Annotated in this window: 15 protein-coding genes; 4 read left to right on the top strand and 11 right to left on the bottom strand. The window is 63.8% G+C overall.

Translation table 11 applies throughout. The annotated features are described in order from the left end of the window. The first annotated feature begins 36 nt into the window (after positions 1-36). Positions 37-684, top strand: coding sequence for a peptide-methionine (S)-S-oxide reductase MsrA (msrA, locus tag M1D78_RS02225; RefSeq protein ID WP_437422188.1), 648 nt, complete (start codon positions 37-39; stop codon positions 682-684). 408 nt (positions 685-1,092) lie between these two features. Here msrA and M1D78_RS02220 read toward each other — a convergent pair whose 3' ends face one another. The 10 genes from M1D78_RS02220 to bioB form a co-directional block, all read right to left on the bottom strand. After that, complete coding sequence (locus M1D78_RS02220) at positions 1,093-2,868, bottom strand: acyl-CoA dehydrogenase C-terminal domain-containing protein (RefSeq protein ID WP_437422189.1); 1,776 nt, start codon at positions 2,866-2,868, stop codon at positions 1,093-1,095. Between the two features lie 172 nt (positions 2,869-3,040). Beyond that, positions 3,041-4,831, bottom strand: coding sequence for an acyl-CoA dehydrogenase C-terminal domain-containing protein (locus tag M1D78_RS02215; RefSeq protein WP_437422190.1), 1,791 nt, complete (start codon positions 4,829-4,831; stop codon positions 3,041-3,043). A 101-nt stretch (positions 4,832-4,932) separates the two neighbouring features. Further along, entirely contained in the window at positions 4,933-6,234 is a 1,302-nt protein-coding gene (locus tag M1D78_RS02210) for a GGDEF domain-containing protein (protein WP_437422191.1), read from the bottom strand. Positions 6,235-6,388: 154 nt separating this feature from the next. Beyond that, positions 6,389-8,194 carry a phenylacyl-CoA dehydrogenase gene (locus M1D78_RS02205; RefSeq protein ID WP_437422192.1) on the bottom strand — a complete coding sequence of 602 codons (1,806 nt, stop codon included), beginning with the start codon at positions 8,192-8,194 and terminating at the stop codon, positions 6,389-6,391. Positions 8,195-8,424: 230 nt separating this feature from the next. Then, positions 8,425-8,679: a hypothetical protein gene (locus M1D78_RS02200; RefSeq protein ID WP_437422193.1), complete on the bottom strand. Its 255-nt coding sequence runs from the start codon at positions 8,677-8,679 to the stop codon at positions 8,425-8,427. A 63-nt stretch (positions 8,680-8,742) separates the two neighbouring features. Further along, the gene (gene bioD / locus M1D78_RS02195; RefSeq protein WP_437422194.1) at positions 8,743-9,468 is read right to left on the bottom strand and encodes a dethiobiotin synthase; all 726 of its coding nucleotides are present in this window, start codon (positions 9,466-9,468) and stop codon (positions 8,743-8,745) included. Continuing rightward, entirely contained in the window at positions 9,469-10,275 is an 807-nt protein-coding gene (gene bioC, locus M1D78_RS02190) for a malonyl-ACP O-methyltransferase BioC (RefSeq protein WP_437422195.1), read from the bottom strand. Next, positions 10,272-10,994 carry an alpha/beta fold hydrolase gene (locus M1D78_RS02185; protein ID WP_437422196.1) on the bottom strand — a complete coding sequence of 241 codons (723 nt, stop codon included), beginning with the start codon at positions 10,992-10,994 and terminating at the stop codon, positions 10,272-10,274. The genes bioC and M1D78_RS02185 overlap by 4 nt, the downstream gene beginning before the upstream one ends. Next, a complete protein-coding gene (gene bioF / locus M1D78_RS02180) occupies positions 10,987-12,168 on the bottom strand; it encodes an 8-amino-7-oxononanoate synthase (RefSeq protein ID WP_437422197.1) in 1,182 nt (393 codons plus the stop codon). Before bioF ends, M1D78_RS02185 begins: the two co-directional genes overlap by 8 nt. Positions 12,169-12,248: 80 nt before the next feature. Further along, positions 12,249-13,307: a biotin synthase BioB gene (gene bioB / locus M1D78_RS02175; RefSeq protein WP_437422198.1), complete on the bottom strand. Its 1,059-nt coding sequence runs from the start codon at positions 13,305-13,307 to the stop codon at positions 12,249-12,251. Positions 13,308-13,400: 93 nt separating this feature from the next. On the opposite strand from bioB, the gene M1D78_RS02170 reads away from it, so the two are divergent. Beyond that, the gene (locus tag M1D78_RS02170; protein ID WP_437422199.1) at positions 13,401-14,108 is read left to right on the top strand and encodes a ComF family protein; all 708 of its coding nucleotides are present in this window, start codon (positions 13,401-13,403) and stop codon (positions 14,106-14,108) included. Positions 14,109-14,169: 61 nt separating this feature from the next. Then, a complete protein-coding gene (locus M1D78_RS02165) occupies positions 14,170-15,144 on the top strand; it encodes a serine/threonine protein kinase (protein WP_437422200.1) in 975 nt (324 codons plus the stop codon). A 272-nt stretch (positions 15,145-15,416) separates the two neighbouring features. On the opposite strand, the gene M1D78_RS02160 is transcribed toward M1D78_RS02165, so the two are convergent. After that, positions 15,417-16,256 carry a 23S rRNA (adenine(2030)-N(6))-methyltransferase RlmJ gene (locus tag M1D78_RS02160; protein ID WP_437422201.1) on the bottom strand — a complete coding sequence of 280 codons (840 nt, stop codon included), beginning with the start codon at positions 16,254-16,256 and terminating at the stop codon, positions 15,417-15,419. A 135-nt stretch (positions 16,257-16,391) separates the two neighbouring features. Here M1D78_RS02160 and M1D78_RS02155 point away from each other — a divergent pair, with 135 nt between their 5' ends. Beyond that, positions 16,392-17,435: an NAD(P)H-dependent flavin oxidoreductase gene (locus M1D78_RS02155; RefSeq protein WP_437422202.1), complete on the top strand. Its 1,044-nt coding sequence runs from the start codon at positions 16,392-16,394 to the stop codon at positions 17,433-17,435. The last annotated feature ends 75 nt before the right edge of the window (positions 17,436-17,510 follow it).

The following is a 17,510-nucleotide window of genomic DNA, read 5'->3' as shown; positions in this document are numbered from 1 at the left end:
CAGGCAGCCTTTGGACTTTCGGATCGAGGAACCCACATGACCCTGCGCTCGCAAATTCTCGTTCACAAGCAGGCGCTGCCCGACCAGACCCAGGCGCTGCCCGGCCGCGCCACGCCGATTCCAGTGCCCGATGCGCACTTCGTCAATGGCCATCCGCTGCAGCCACCCTTCCCAGCGCACCTGCAGCAAGCGATTTTCGCCATGGGTTGCTTCTGGGGGGCAGAGCGCCGCTTCTGGGAGCTACCCGGTGTCTGGACCACAGCGGTTGGTTACGCCGGCGGCGTAACGCCGAACCCCACCTATGAAGAGGTTTGCTCCGGGCTTACTGGGCATACCGAGGCCGTGCTGGTCGTCTTCGACCCGCAGCAGGTCAGCTACGCCACGCTGCTCAAGCGTTTCTGGGAAGCACACAACCCGACTCAGGGCATGCGTCAGGGTAACGACATCGGCACTCAATATCGCTCGGCCATCTACTGCCTCGATGATGACCAGTTACAGCAGGCACGCACGAGCGAAGCCGCATTCCAGACAGCGCTGAATGCACAAGGCTTCGGTAGCATCACCACGGAGATCGAAGACGCGCCGACCTTCTACTATGCCGAGGCCTACCATCAGCAATACCTTGCCAAGAACCCGGGCGGCTATTGTGGTCTGGGTGGCACAGGCGTCTGCATGCCAGCCTGAACGGTGCGCGTCGACGCCATGGCGTCGACGCGCTAGCTAGTACCATCGGGTTAAGCATTTGGCCGCAACGGCGGCACAAAAAAGAAACCCCGCGTAAGCGGGGCCTTTGCAGACTGAATCCTGACATCCGTGATCTACGCCATCCTGGCGTCGGTCCACTGAGCGTTCCTGTTGTTTGACTGCGCTTCCATACGCCCCTGTCCTGGCAAGCAGACTACTCAGCGCTCCATGGAACCTGTAGTAGCCAACTGCACCACGCTTTGTAAGCAATTGCTTACAAACGAACCGTCCATGCTTCAAGTTTGTAAGCAATTGCCCATAGCGTAGGCTGCTTTATGACCGGGCGTGATGGCGCATTGTTCCCTTCGATGGCGAATTAATTTCAATTTGCCTCTACAGGTTAAGTCGTTAGAACTGCTCCGCCTGCAGAAAATAGAGTGATTCGCTGCCTGCTTTCACCGACGCTGCCAAGGAATGAATCCGCGGCAGCAGGCGTGCAAAGTAGAAGCGTGCCGTGCCGAGCTTGCTGACATAAAAATCATCATGGTCCTTGCCCTGCGCTGCGGCGGCCATTTGCGCCCACATGAAGGCGTAGGCCGTGTAGCCAAACACCTGCAAATACTCGACCGACGCAGCGCCGATTTCGCTGGGGTTGTTGCGTGCGCCGTCGAGCACGAATTCAGTGAGATCGTCGAGGACACCAAGCGAGGCTTCGAGCGGGGTCACGAACTCAGCCATCTCGCTGCCGGCCGAACGGCAGAAGCGTCGGATGTCATCACCAAACACCCTGTACAGGTCTCCGCCACTGCCAACGACCTTGCGCCCGACCAGATCCAGCGCCTGGATGCCGTTGGTGCCCTCATAGATCTGCGTAATGCGGCAGTCGCGAACGAGCTGCTCCTGGCCCCACTCACGAATGAAACCGTGTCCACCAAATACCTGCTGGCCGTGAATGGTCGATTCCAACCCCATGTCAGTGAGAAAGGCCTTGGCCACGGGCGTCAGCAGCGCGACCAGCGCCTCGGCTCGCGCACGGGCGTCGACATCCTCACTGAACTTCGCGGTGTCGAGCTGCATCGCGACGTAGGTGGAGAAGGCGCGCCCTCCTTCGTTAAGCGCTTTCATGGTCAGCAGCATGCGTCGCACGTCAGGGTGCACGATGATCGGATCGGCGGCCTTGTCCTGCGCGACCGGGCCGGTCGGCGCACGGCTCTGGATGCGCTCGCGGGCATATTCGATCGCGCTCTGGTAGGAACGCTCACCGGTTGACAGCCCTTGAATTCCTACGCCCAGGCGCTCGTAGTTCATCATGGTGAACATGGCCGCCAGGCCCTTGTTCGGCTCGCCAACCATCCAGCCGGTGGCGCCGTCGAAGTTCATCACGCAGGTGGCTGAGGCCTGAATGCCCATCTTGTGCTCGATCGAGCCGCAGGCCAGGCTGTTGCGCTCGCCCAGCGAACCGTCTTCATTCACCATCACCTTTGGCACCAGGAACAGCGAGATGCCTCGGGAGCCCGCCGGTGCGTCCGGCAGTTTTGCCAGCACCAGGTGGATGATGTTCTCGGTCAGGTCGTGCTCCCCACCGGTGATGAAGATCTTGGTACCGGTGACCTTGTAGCTGCCATCGGCCTGCGGCTCGGCCTTGGTGCGGATGATGCCGAGGTCCGTGCCGGCATGCGGCTCGGTCAGGCACATCGAGCCGGCCCAGACACCCGCGTACATATTCGGCAGATATCTTTGTTTCAGCGCTTCGCTGGCATGTGCGTAGATCGACAGGCAAGCGCCGGAGGTGAGCATCGGATAAAGACCGAAGGCAAGGCTGGCAGAGTTCATCATCTCTTCGACCTGCGCCGAGATCGCCTTCGGCATGCCCATGCCGCCGTAAGCCGGATCGCCGCCAACGCCGACCCAGCCACCTTCGGCATACAGTCGGTAGGCTTCGGGGTAGCCCGCCGGGGTGGTCACCGCGCCGTCCTGCCAATGGCAGCCTTCTTCGTCGCCGCTGCGGTTGAGCGGGGCGATAGTGCCGGCCGTGATCTTGCCCGCCTCTTCGAGGATTGCGTCGGCGGTCTCGGCGTCGACCACTTCGGCCAGCGCGGGCATGGCGCGCCAGTGGCTCGGGGCGTCGAACACTTCGTTGAGGACGAACCGCATGTCGCGAAGGGGTGCCTTGTAGTCAGCCATGGGAAACCTCGCTGGGACTGTCACCGACCGGTGTGGCCGTTTGCTAGACAGCGAGTCTAGCCGACGCCTCGAGAGGGCCGAAGCGTCTGTTTGTGACTAGCGGGTTCCGCCGACGAGCCGACGTCAGGCATGGAAAAAGCCCGCATGAAGCGGGCCTTTAGGCAGGGCGTGATCAGGCGCTGAAGTGTTCTGCGGGCAGCTTCATCAGGCTCTCGCTGCCGGCGTCTATCGCTGCCAGGTGCGCGCCGGTGCGCGGCAGCAGGCGCTTGAAGTAGAAGTCGCAGGTGGCCAGCTTGGCTTCGTAGAAACCGGGCGCCTCCGTGCCCTGCTCCAGCTTTCGTTGCGCGACAAGGGCCATGCGCAGCCAGAGGTAGCCAAGCACGAAGTAGCCGCAGTACATGAGGTAGTCGAGCGCGGCCGCGCCGATTTCGTCAGGGTTCTTCATCGCCGCCATGCCGATGCGGGCAGTAACTTCGCCCAGCTGCTTGTTCAGCCGTGCCAGTTCGGCAACCTGAGCGCCGAGAGCCGCGTGGCCTGCGTTCGCTTCGCAAAATTTATGGATTTGCTTGGTAAAGCCCAACATCAGCTTGCCCTGGCTACCAAGCACCTTGCGCCCGAGCAGGTCGAGCGCCTGGATGCCGTTGGTGCCCTCGTAGATCGGCGCGATCCGCGCGTCGCGCATCAGCTGCTCCATACCCCATTCGCGGATATAGCCGTGCCCCCCGAAGACCTGCATGCCGTGGTTGGTGACCTCCAGGCCGGTTTCGGTCATGAAGGCCTTGCAGATCGGCGTGAGGAAAGCGAGCAGGCCTTCCGCCTCCTGGCGCTTGGCCTCCTCCGGGCTGTGCAACTGATCGAGCAGTTGTGCGGTGAAATAGGCGAGCGCGCGGTTGCCCTCGTTGAACGCCTTCATGGTCAGCAGCATGCGACGCACATCGGGGTGCACGATGATCGGATCGGCAGGCCTGTCCGGCGCCTTGGGGCCGGTCAGCGAACGCATCTGCAGACGTTCGTTGGCGTATTTCACCGCGCCCTGGTAGCTCGCCTCACCATTGCAAAGACCCTGCATGCCGGTGCCCAGCCGCGCGTGGTTCATCATGGTGAACATGCAGTTCAGCCCCTTGTTCACCTCGCCAATGAGAAAACCCTTTGCGCCATCGAAGTTCATCACGCAAGTGGCCGACGCCTTGATACCCATCTTGTGCTCGATCGAACCGCAGGTGACACCGTTGCGCTCGCCGATGCCGTCACCGGCAGGCATGAATTTGGGCACGATGAACAACGAAATGCCCTTGGTGCCAGCCGGCGCATCGGGCAGCTTGGCCAACACCAGGTGCACGATGTTCTCGCTCAGGTCGTGCTCGCCGGCGGAGATGAATATCTTGGTGCCGCTGACGGCATAGCTGCCGTCGGCCTGCGGCACGGCGCGGGTCTTGATAATGCCGAGGTCGGTGCCGCAGTGGGGCTCGGTCAGGCACATGGTTCCGGTCCAGCGGCCTTCGGTCATCTTGGTCAGGTAGGTCTGCTTCTGCTCGTCACTGCCGTGCGCACCGATGGCCGCCATGGCGCCGTGAGTCAGGCCTGGGTACATGCCGAACGAGGTATTGGCCGAACCGACCATCTCACCGATGACCAGCCCCAATGAATGCGGCAAGCCCTGCCCGCCGTAGGCCGGGTCAGACGCCAAGCCCATCCAGCCGCCTTCGGCATATCGGCCGAAGGCTTCCTTGAAGCCCTTCGGTGTGGTGACTACCGTGTCCGCGTGATGGCAGCCCTCTTCGTCGCCGCTGCGATTGAGCGGCGCCAGCACCTGTTCGCAGAACTTCGCGCCTTCCTCGAGGATGGCGCTGACCATATCAGGCGTGGCGTCATGAGCGCCTATGGCGACGTAGCTGCTGGCGAAGTCGAAGACCTCGTCGATCAGAAAGCGCATGTCGCGCAGGGGGGCCTTGTAGTCGGGCATGGGTTTCTCCAGGACGGTTCGCATACATCGTGGCGCCACGCTACGTCTGGAGCCCTGTCACGCCAATGACCGTGCAGGCGCTGAATGCGACGTCATAACCGCTAGCTGTCAGCTGCAGCCCGCTTGGCGGTACGTACGGCACCGCGGCGGTTTTCACCGTGACAGCGAACGCAGTTGCGGCCAGCGCCCTTGGCGCTATAAAGGGCCTGATCGGCCTGCTTGATGACCTCATCGGGACTGCGCTGCGTCGCAAGCCGCTCGGCAACCCCGATGCTGACGGTGACCGATACCGGAGTTGTCGATGCACCCGTGCGGCGCTGACGCCCCTGTTCGGCATCCCTGGGCCGTCGAGCCTTGTCCCGCAACTGCAGCGGATAGTCCTGTACCGACTGCCGTACGGCCTCAAGATGTGGTAGGCAATGGTCGAGATCGCGCCCGGGAAACACCAGCGCGAATTCCTCGCCGCCGTAGCGATAGGCGCGCCCTCCACCGCCGACACGCCGCAGCCGGCTTGCCACCAGCCGCAGCACCTCGTCGCCGACGTCATGCCCATGGGTATCGTTGAACGCCTTGAAACGGTCCACGTCGACCATCGCGATGACGTATTGCCGCCCAAGTCGCTGCAGCCGCTCGTTCAGGGCGCGACGGCCCGGCAGGCCGGTCAACTCATCCCTGAAGGCCATCTGGTACGCCTCCTGCGCAATCGCGACGACCAGCGCAAGCATCATCAAGCTACACAGGATATTGAGCGCACCGGGCCGGCTGAATACCTGCGGCAGCATTAGCAACAAACCAAGCAACGCAACCCAATGCGCGGCGTGCGACGGGCGAGGCCAGCGAACGTACTGCGCCAGAATGCCCAGCCAGGCCGCCAGGAAAACCGGGTAGGCCAGTTGGATCAACTGCAGCCAGTCCGTCTGTAGCGCAGGCCAGCGAACCGTTACCAACCAGTCGTGCAGGACCTCGGGGAAGCGGCGAGCAAGCGCCAGCGCCGACACCGATACAGCGAACAGCACGGCGAGGCGCGCCAGCCCGTCCTGCAGCAGGTGCGTCCGCTCGCGCCATAGGGCGAACAACCCGTACAGCGCAGGCAACAGCAAGCTGCAGAGGTGGAAGGTCAGCGCCGCGCCTGGTAGCAACGTACCCGTCAAGCGGTAGTGGTCGGCCTGAGTGTCGAGCAAAAAATAAACAAGGTAGATGACAGCCAGCAGGAAAACTTCACGTATTCGCCCATAGGCAATGCAGAACGCACCTCCGAGCAACAGCAGGACGGTCGGCAGCACATTGAATAGCGACGTGAAGAACTCGTTCAGGTTCGGCTGGCGCGCAGCCACGCACCCACCGGCGAGCAAACCCAGCGGTGCATAGAAGTGGCTAAGACGTGGAGGGCTCAGGCGAGGCAAGACGGCTCCGGTAATGCCGCGACGTTGGTTGGTAGCATTTTGCCTACTCTTTGTGACGTCCACACCCAGCACGATGGAATTCGCCTGACCGTTGATCTCGCAGGCATAAAAAAAACCGCTGCCGAAGCAGCGGTCTCGTCAACGCTCAAGCGCCTCAGTAAGCGAGCTCGAAGTGCGCCTCGTCCATGTCCATCAAATTGTCGGCACCGGACAGCATGGCTTCGACATGTGTCCGGGTGCGCGGCAGGATGCGCTGGAAATAGAAGCGAGCCGTCTGCACCTTGGCGGCGTAGAACCCGTCGGCGTCTTCGCTGGCCGCGATCTTGGCACTCGCCAGGCGAGCCATGTCGGCCCAGAAATAGGCCAGGCAGGCATAACCGCAGTACATCAAGTAGTCGACCGACGCGGCGCCCACTTCTTCGCGGTTTTTCATGGCAGCCATGCCGACCTTCATGGTGACGTCGCCCCACTCCTTGTTCAGCTTGGCCAGCGGCTCGACGAACGATTTGATCGCCTCGTTACCCTCGTTGGCCTGGCAGAACTTGTGCACGACCTTAGTAAAGCCTTTCAGCGCCTCGCCTTGCGTCATCAGTACCTTGCGGCCGAGCAGGTCCAGCGCCTGAATGCCGGTGGTGCCTTCGTAGAGGCAGGAGATGCGGCTGTCGCGCACATTCTGCTCCATGCCCCACTCGGCGATGAAGCCATGGCCGCCGTAGATCTGCACGCCATGGTTGGCCGCCTCGAAGCCGACTTCGGTCATGAACGCCTTCGCGATCGGCGTCAGGAACGCCAGCATCGCATCGGCGGCCTTGCGCTGCTCTTCGTCCTGGCTGCGCTGGACGATATCGACCTGCTTGGCAGCGAAGTAGAGCATTGCACGGTTGCCTTCGGCGAAGGCCTTCATGGTCAGCAGCATACGGCGCACATCAGGGTGAACGATGATCGGATCCGCTGCCTTTTCCGGCGCCTTGGGCCCGGTCAGCGAACGCATCTGCAGACGCTCACGCGCATAGCGGATACCGCCCTGGAAGCCGATCTCGGCATGCGCCAGACCCTGCAGGGCAGTGCCCAGACGAGCAGTGTTCATGAAGGTGAACATGCAGTTCAGGCCCTTGTTCGGCGGGCCGATCAGGAAGCCGGTTGCGCCGTCGAAATTCATCACGCAGGTCGCGTTGCCGTGGATGCCCATCTTGTGCTCGATGGAGCCGCAGCTCACGCCGTTGCGCTCGCCCACGCCGCCTTCGGCGTTCGGCAGGAACTTCGGGACGATGAACAGGGAGATGCCCTTGGTGCCTTCCGGCGCATCAGGCAGCCGGGCCAGGACGATATGGACGATGTTGTCGGCCATGTCGTGCTCGCCAGCGGAGATGAAGATTTTGGTACCAGACACTTTGTAGCTGCCATCGGCCTGGGGCTCGGCCTTGGTACGCAGCATGCCGAGATCGGTGCCGCAGTGCGGTTCGGTCAGGCACATGGTACCGGTCCACTCGCCGGACACTAGCTTGGTCAGGTAGGTCTGCTGCTGCTCGGGGGTACCGTGCTCGTGCAGGGTGTTCATCGCGCCGTGGGACAGGCCCGGGTACATGCCCCACGACCAGTTGGCTTCGCCGACCATTTCGCTGATGGCCATGCCCAGCGATTCCGGCAGGCCCTGCCCGCCATGCTCGACGTCATGGGCCAGGCTCGGCCAGCCGCCTTCGACGAATTGCTGATAAGCCTCTTTGAAGCCGGTCGGCGTCTTCACACCGCTTTCGCTCCAGGTACAACCTTCGGTATCGCCTACGCGGTTGAGGGGAGCGATGACCTGTTCGCAAAACTTGGCGCCTTCGTCGAGAATGGCGTTGACCATGTCCGGGGTCGCGTCTTCACAACCCGGCAGACTCTGATAATGCGCCTCGTAGCCGAGCAGTTCGTCACGTACGAAGCGGATATCGCGCAAGGGGGCCTTGTAGTCAGGCATAGCGTAAACCTCAGCGGTAGGTTCAGGTGACTGGCAGATCAGCCACGCTCGATTTTGGAGTGGACCTCCGGCACGCCCGGCAGGTCAAACAGGCGTTTGAAACATACGTTTAGGCCTAGGCGATGTCAAGCAGCGACCCTCATGCCGTTCGTCGGCATGATTCGTTCAATATAGGCTTGGATGCCGGGGCTGAGAGCGCCCCGTGAAACCGGTCATGACGACCGGTAGGGTTAGGCAGTGGTGTTGACTAGGGTGCCGAGCACTTCATCGGCAGTCTGCAGCATCCGAACGCCGGCGCGCGCCTGATACTCCCCCACCTTCAGCTGCACCAGCTCCTCGGTCAGCTCGACAGTCTCGGCGACCGCTTGGGAATTTTCACTGATAGGCAGCTCGGCTATGGCTGTTGCGGCACCGTCGACGCGCTGTTGACCGGCTTGGAAGGCTGACAGGCCCGCGCCCAGCAAGTTGCTCGTAGTGATCTGCATGGAATCAATCTCGCTGATCGGGATGGGCTTCATTGAAGCAAAGCCATCATCATGACGCCAGTTCTACGTCGTTATAAGCCGCGACTCTTTATTACCTTGACCACGTCTATTCAGGAGAAGCGCCATATCCAGATAACCTGCCACCTCAGCGGGGCCCGCCACCGGTAGACGCGGCACGATCCCCAGGCAGGGTGCCGCCAGCCGCTCGGCGAGGGTCTGGAGGTTCTCCTGCAGGCGTGACGTGTCCGGATCGACAACGTTAGCCACCCAGCCGGCCAGCTTTAGCCCGTCATGCTCGATGGCTTCGGCGCTGAGCAGCGCATGGTTAATGCAGCCAAGGCGAACGCCGACCACCATGATCACTGGCAACTCGAGCGCGCGGGCAAGATCGGCGAGCGTTTCGACCCCATCCAGAGGGACGCGCCAGCCGCCGGCACCTTCAACCAGCGTAAAGTGTGCTTCCAGCGCCAATACCTGGCGGACCGGTTCGAGCAGCGCATTCACGCTCAGTTCGACGCCCGCCTCGCGCGCCGCTAGGTGCGGCGCGATGGCAGGCTCGAAAGCGAGCGGATTGACCTGCTCATAGCGCAGCGGCAGCGTGCTTTCGCCGAGCAGGGCCAGGGCATCGCTGTTGCGCAGGCCGTTTGCCGTCCGCTCACACCCGGACGCGACCGGTTTGGCTGCTGCCGTACTCAGCCCGGCAATGCGCGCAGCATGCAGCAAGCCCGCCGCGATGGTGGTCTTGCCCACCTCCGTATCGGTGCCAGTCACGAAATAAGCCTGATTCATCTACTGCTCCTTGCGCATCACACCGTAGACGACCTGGTAAGTCGCGGGCAGGCCCGCGGGTTGCCGGAAACGCTCATAGGCTTCGACCAACGCACGGATGCGTGCACGCCCAGTCAGGCCGCCTGGGCGCCCAGGGTTGAGATTGTGCGCGCCGAGCGCCTTGAGTTCGTGCGTGAGCTGGCGCAGCTCGGCGAAGTGCAGCACGCGCGGCTCGACGACGAGGCATTCGACCCGAAGCGGCGCTTCGCCACAAAGCTGCCGATACTGCTCGACATGGCGGAACCGGTTGACGTGTGCGAAGCCGTCAACGGCCTGCCAGCTGTCGCGCAATTCCTGCAGGGTGCCGCTGCACAGGCTACTGAACGCCAGCACTCCGCCAGGGCGCAGCACACGCGCCGCCTCGCGCAGCACCGCCTGAAAGTCGGCACACCATTGCAGCGCCAAACTGGAGAAGATCAAATCCGCCGACGCCTCGCGCAGCGGCAGGCACTCGGCATCGCCTGCGATGAAGTGCTTCGCGCCACCCAGCCGCCGCGCATGGCGCAACATGCCTTCAGCAATATCGACGGCAAACCCTTCGCATGCAGGGAAGCGCTCGGCCAGGCCGCGGGAGAAATGGCCGGTTCCGCAACCCAGGTCGACCCAACGCTGCACCTGCAGGTCACTCGGCAAGCGTTGCAACAGCCCATCGCCAACGGCACGTTGCAACGCCGCGACGGCATCGTAACTGCCGGCAGCCCGTGAAAAAGAAGCGGCGACCTGATGCTTATCGGGTAGCCCCGTCGATACGGCTTCCCGCTCGGTCATGGCCCGGCGCCTTGGATCACGCTAAGCATCAGGCTTGCAACTTCATCGGCACGCTCCAGCGGCGCGGCATGGCTGGCGTCGGCGATCAATTCGGCCCGGGCGCCCGGCATCCAACGCCGTACAGCATCGCAGGCGCTGGCCGGCACCAGCGCATCGTGGCTGGCGAACAGGTGCAGCTGGGGGCCGAAGTAGCCATGCAGGGCGTCGCGCCCATCCAGTTGGGCCAGCAATTGCAAACCCGCATCCAGCACCTCGACGGGCGATTGCGCCTGGCTGACCTGAAGCTGGCGCGCCAGGGTGCGTGGATCGAACCCGCCACGGCTGCAGAGCATGCGGAACCGCTTGAGGGTCTCCTCCGGGTCGAGGCGAAAGGCTTCGTGGAAGGTATCGAAGATCTCGGCATCCATCGCCTCCGGCCATTGCGACCGGGCGCGAAAGCAGGGATTGCTGGCCACGGTAACGAGCCCGCGACAAGTGTCGATGCGGCGCGCGGCCAGTTGAGTCGCGAGCATGCCTCCCAGCGACCAGCCACCGAGCCAGCTGTCGGTGGGCAACCTGGCGTCCAGCTCATCGAGCCAAGCGTTGGGATCGGCCAGATCGGGCAGCGGCTCGACCGAAACATCAAGGTCCGATGCCTGTTCGCCCAAGGCATCGCAGAGCGGCTGTAACGCCGCCGGACCGAATGCCCATCCGGGCAGCAAAATCAGCTGATCACGCATCCGCTTGTGGCTCCTCGGCCGTGGGATTCCAGCATTCGGCCAGGACATCCAGCAGTCGTTCCACCTGCGCCTCGGTGTGCGACGCGCTGAAGGTCACCCGCAACCGAGCACTGCCAACCGGCACCGTAGGCGGGCGAATCGCGCCGACCAGGACGCCGCGTTCGCGCAGCGCCGCAGACAGCGCCAGGGCGCGCTCGCTGCTGCCGACGAGAATCGGCTGGATGGGCGTCGGGCTGTCCATGAGCGTCAGGCCGATCTCGGCCGCGCCCTGACGGAAGCGCGCGATCAGTTTATTCAGATGATCTCGGCGCCAGCCCTCGGTGCGCAGCAGCTCCAGGCTTTTAAGGGTGGCGCAGGCAACCGCCGGTGGCTGGCTGGTCGTATAGATGTACGGCCGGGCGAACTGGATCAAGGTCTCGATCAGCTCGTCGCTGCCCGCGACGAAGGCGCCAGCGGTGCCGAAGGCCTTGCCGAGCGTGCCGACCAGTACCGGCACCTCAGCCATCCCCAGTCCGAAATGCTCGACGATGCCGCCACCGGTTTTGCCCAACGGACCGAAGCCATGGGCGTCATCGACCATGACCCAGGCGCCTCGGGCGTTTGCGGTGGCGCACAGCGTCGGCAGGTCGGCCAGGTCGCCATCCATGCTGAATACGCCGTCGGTGACCACCAGGGTATTGCCGGTCGCCTTGTCCAGGCGCTTGGCCAGGCTGTCCGCATCGTTGTGCAGGTAACGGGAGAAGCGCGCACCGCTGAGCAGGCCGGCGTCGAGCAGCGAAGCGTGGTTGATGCGGTCTTCGAGCACCGTATCGCCCTGCCCCACCAGCGCCGTGACGGCGGCCAGATTGGCCATATAGCCAGTGGAGAACAACAAGGCGCGCGGGCGGCCGGTGAAGGCAGCCAAGGCCTCTTCGAGCTGGTGGTGCGGCGTACTGTGCCCCATGACCAAGTGCGAGGCACCGCCGCCGACGCCCCAGCGTTCGGCACCCTGCTGCATGGCGCGGATCACGTCAGGGTGGCTGGCCAGCCCGAGATAGTCATTGGAGCAGAACGCTAACAACTGTTCGCCATCGACCGTCACCTCCGGCTGCTGCGGTGTTTCCAGCAACGGGCGATGGCGATAGAGATGGGCGGCGCGGCGCTCGGAGAGACGTGAAGCGAGATCGAACGGCATGGCAGAGGAGCTTATGTAGGAGCCAGCTTGCTGGCGAACCTGTAGCCGCAGGAGCTTCGCGGCCACAGGGGTCGTGCTAATCAGGCCGACGCGGCGTCGTAAAACAGCTTGCTGTCGCGCTGCTCGACCAGCGCCTGCTCGATGGCGGCCTGGTGCACTTCGTCGTCATGCTCTTCGCGCGCTTCGGGTTGAATGCCCAGGCGCTTGAACAGCAGCATGTCCTTGTCAGCTTGCGGGTTGCCGGTGGTCAGCAGCTTTTCGCCGTAGAAGATCGAGTTGGCACCGGCGAGGAAGGCCAGGGCCTGCATCTGCTCGTTCATCTGCTCGCGCCCGGCAGACAGGCGAACGTGGGACTTGGGCATCATGATCCGCGCCACGGCGAGCATGCGAATGAAATCGAAGGGATCGACGTCCTGTTCCTCGGCCAGTGGCGTGCCCTTGACCTTGACCAGCATGTTGATCGGCACCGACTCCGGGTGCTCGGGCAGGTTGGCCAGCTGAATCAGCAGGCCGGCACGGTCGTTCAGCGACTCGCCCATGCCGAGGATGCCACCGGAGCAGATCTTCATCCCCGCATCGCGGACGTAGCTCAGCGTCTCCAGACGGTCGGCGTAGGTGCGGGTGGTGATGATGTTGCCGTAGAACTCCGGCGAGGTATCGAGGTTGTGGTTGTAGTAATCCAGGCCTGCAGCGGCCAGCGCCTTGGTCTGCTCCTGATCGAGCTTGCCAAGCGTCATACAGGTTTCCAATCCCATGGCTTTCACGCCCTCGACCATCTTCAGGACGTAAGGCATGTCCTTGGCGGAGGGGTGCTTCCAGGCGGCACCCATGCAGAAGCGCGTCGAGCCGATGGCCTTGGCTTCGGCAGCCGCATCGAGCACCTTCTGCACTTCCATCAGCTTTTCTTTATCGAGACCGGTGTTGTAGTGACCTGATTGCGGACAGTATTTGCAGTCTTCGGGGCAGGCACCGGTTTTGATCGACAGCAATGTCGAAACCTGAACGCGGTTGGCATCGAAGTGCTGGCGGTGCACGCCTTGAGCCTGGAAGATCAGGTCATTGAAAGGTTGCTCGAAGAGCGCCTTGACTTCGGCGAGGCTCCAGTCGTGACGGGTAACGGAAGCGGTGGTGGCGCTCATAAGCAATCCTTGTAATTAATAGCGGCTCGGCGGCCTGGCACGGATGCGAAATGGTTAGCCAAGCGCGGAAAGCTGTCAACCAGGAAAGGAAGCATGGTTTACCAATGGTTAAAAATTAATCACTCATGCGCGCTTTGTGACGGCGCCTGCGAGTTCGGCCAGTCGGTGTGCGGCCCTTGCGAGGGCGACCTGCCCTGGCTAAATGGGTGCTGCAGTATCTGCGCGCTGCCGCTGCCCGCCTCGGGGATGGTCTGCGGTGAGTGCCAGAAGCGGCCGCCCAGTTTCGATCACGTCGTCGTACCGTGGCGTTTCGCCTTTCCGGTCGATGCGCTGATCAGCCGCTTCAAGCACCGCGCGCAATGGCCGCTTGGCCGGGTACTGGCCGAGCAACTTGCCCGTCACTTGCATCACGCGTTCGATGAGGGCCTGCCTCGCCCACACGCACTGGTTACCGTTCCGCTAGCCCGAAAACGCCTGCGCCAGCGCGGCTTCAACCAGGCCGGCATGCTGGCCGATTGGCTGGGGCGCGCGCTGGCCCTGCCGGTCGAGCACGACACCCTCAGCCGAACGCTCGACACCGCCTCACAACAGCAACTGGACGCGGCCAGCCGACGGCGCAATCTGCGCCAGGCGTTCGCGCTCACTGCGCCGGATGCCCTGACCGGGCGGCACCTGGCGATCGTCGATGACGTACTGACCACCGGCGCCACCGCCGAGGCGCTGGCCAGAGTGCTCAAGCGCGCCGGCGCAGCGAGGGTGGATGTCTATTGCCTGGCCCGTACACCGAAACCCGGCGAATAGCCTTCGCGGTTGTGCATGCACGCCAGTGCAATACACTGGCTGCCCGCCTACGGAGCCGACCATGAGCCACCCCTTCGACACACTGACCCCTGACCTTGTGCTCGATGCGGTGGAGAGCACCGGGCTGCTCAGCGATGCGCGCGTATTGGCGCTCAACAGCTACGAAAATCGGGTTTACCAAGTGGGCATCGAGGAAGAATCGCCGCTCGTGGCGAAGTTCTACCGGCCGGGCCGCTGGAGCGATGCCGCGATCCTTGAAGAGCATCGGTTCAGCCAGGAATTGGCCGAGCGCGAAATTCCTGTCGTCGCCCCGCTTGCGCGCGACGGCCACACCCTCTTCGGACATGCCGGCTTTCGCTTCGCGCTTTTTCCCCGCCGTGGCGGGCGTGCACCGGAGCCGGGCAATCTAGACCAGCTATACCGGCTCGGCCAACTGCTGGGCCGCATGCACGCCGTGAGCGTGAGCCAGCCCTTCCAGTATCGAGAGACGCTGGATGCCCAACATTTCGGTCACGCCTCGCTGGCCACGCTGCTGGACGGTGGCTTCGTACCCAAATCGCTGCTACCTGCCTACGAGTCGGTCGCCCGGGACCTGTTGAAGCGCGTCGACGACGTATTCGCCCGAACCGATTTTCAGCCGATCCGGCTGCATGGCGACTGCCACCCCGGCAACATCCTGGCGCGGGACGATGCCTTCCATCTCGTCGACCTGGACGATTGCCGAATGGGCCCCTCGGTACAAGACATCTGGATGATGCTCGCCGGCGAGCGTCACGAGCGCATGGCGCAACTGTCTGAACTCGTCGACGGCTACAGCGAATTCCATGATTTCACCCCGCGCGAGTTGCCGCTGATCGAGGCCTTGCGTGCCCTGCGCCTGATGCACTACAGCGCCTGGCTCGCCCGCCGCTGGGATGACCCGGCATTCCCGATGAGCTTTCCCTGGTTCGGCACCGAACGGTACTGGGGCGACCAAGTACTGATCCTGCGCGAGCAAATCGCAGCGCTGCAGGAAGAGCCGCTGAAGCTGTTTTGAGCTAGAGAGCCAAGCCCAGAACCCGGACTGGCCTCGTAGGGTGGATCACACGTCATCGATCCACCACTGGCGTCACGTTGAACGTAAGCGCGACATTCACCCCGGCCTAGCTCACCCTGTAGGAACCAGCTTGCTGGCGATCAGGACAACCCAGCGACTCCCAGCCTCGATAGCCTCTGATCGCAAGCAAGCTCGCTCCTACCAAAGGCGAGAGGCGCGGCCCGGATTCCGGCTTCACCCAAGCGAATCGCTTGCTGAAGCACGCTCAGCCGTTACTTCTCTTGCACCAGCCAATCGAGCCGCCAGCCGCCCTCGGTCTGGCCGAGCAGCTTGGCCAGCCAGGGCAACAGTTCGCGCAGTTCCTCTTCCAGCCCCCACGGCGGATTGCTGATCGCGAGACCAGAGCCGTTCAATCGCAGCGCCTCGTCGGTAGGATGGACGAACAGCTCAGCGCGCAGCAGCTTCGGCGCACCACTGCGTGACAGGTCCTGATAGAACCGCTTGAGCTGACGCTCATCCTTGATCGGGTACCAGATCACGCCGATTGTCTGGCGCATGCGGCCCAATGCCTCTTCGAGCGCCTGGACGCAGCGGCTCAGCTCATCAGCTTTTTCGAACGGCGGATCGATCAGGAGCACAACACGTTTCTCGGCCGTCGGCATCAGAGCCCGGGGCACGTGCCAGCCTTCGCCAAGGTGCACGGCGACGCGACGGTCGCCGGCCATGTTGTCCTTCAGTAGGCGGCCATCCTCGGGGTGCTTTTCGTTGAGGTGCAGCCGGTCCTGCGGGCGGGTCAGGCGTCGTGCCAACTCCGGCGAGCCAGGGTAGTAGCGCAGTTCGCCATCGCGGTTGAGTGCGCGGACCGTCTCGAGGTAGCCCGCCACCGAAGCCGGCACGTCATCGGCCTGCCACAGGCGCGCGATGCCTTGCAGCCATTCGCCGGTGCGGCTGGCCTGGTCGCCAGCCAGGTCATACAGACCGACGCCGGCATGGCTATCGAGGTAGGCGAGCGGCGCCTCCTTGCGTGACAACAGGGCGAACAGGCGGGACAACACGAGGTGTTTGACGACATCGGCATGGTTGCCGGCATGAAAGGCGTGGCGGTAGTTCATCGGGTACTCCTGAAGAGCGCACAGTCTAACCGTGCGGCGCCCCGATTCGCAGGGGCGCGCGGCACGCCCCGATGCCGAACCTCGACCGGCGGCTGCTACAGTGTGGGGCCCGCCCAAGCAGCCCGAGGAACCTCGATGGACATCCGCGACCTTTTCCAGATCAGCCTGCCGCTCATCCAGGCGCCCATGGCCGGTTCGCAGAACCATGAGCTCGCGGCGGCCGTCTCCAATGCCGGCGGACTGGGCTCGATTCCAGCGGGCATGCTCGATGCGAACCTGCTCGACGCCGAACTGACCGCCATGGGCGCCCTCACCCGCAAGCCCTACAACGTCAATTTCTTCTGCCATCGCACGCGCCCCGCCGACCCGGCGCGCAACCAGGCTTGGCTCGACCTGCTGGTGCCCTATCTGGCGGCGCATGGCATCGAGCCGACGAGCATCCCGGATGGCGCCACGCGCCGCCCCTTCGACGCGGCGATGGCCGAGGTGGTGGAGCGGCACCGGCCGGCGGTGGTCAGCTTTCACTTCGGGCTGCCCGACGAGGCATTGCTACAGCGCGTCAGGGCGACCGGAGCCAAGGTGCTGTCCAGCGCCACCACGCTCGAAGAAGGCCGCTGGCTGCAGGCGAAAGGCGTCGATGCGGTGATTGCGCAGGGGCTGGAGGCCGGCGGCCACCGCGGGCTGTTCCTGAGCGATGACCTCGACGGCCAGGTCGGCACCTTCGCGCTGCTACCCCAGTTGGTCGCCGCGCTGGACCTGCCCGTGATCGCGGCCGGCGGGATCGCCGATGCGCAGGGCGTCGCGGCCGCGCAAGCGCTGGGCGCTGCCGGCGTGCAGATTGGCACGGCTTACCTGCTGTGCGACGAGAGCCGCGCCAGCCCCCTGCACCGCCAGGCACTGCAGAGCCCTGGCGTCGAGCAGACGGTGCTGACCACACTGTTTTCCGGTCGTCCGGCGCGCGGCATCGTCAATCGCCTGATCCGCGAACTCGGCCCCCGCCCGGCCGCGGTGCCCGCCTTCCCGCTGGCCGGCAATGCCATCGCACGCCTGCGCAGCCAGGCCGAGCCCGCCGGCGTGAACGATTTCTCGCCCCTTTGGGCCGGGCAGAACGCCAGCGGCTGTCGGGCCATTGGCGCAGCGCGCCTGACCGCTGAACTGGCTGCGGGGTGGCGACTCTGAAGATGCCCGCCAGGCGTCGGCGCCGGACTCGACTGGCGCGCCGCAGGGCGTAGACTGTGCTCACCTGCAGATGGA

The organism is Pseudomonas sp. SA195, assembly GCF_054131565.1.
This window is presented reverse-complemented; position numbering and strand designations above follow the sequence as displayed.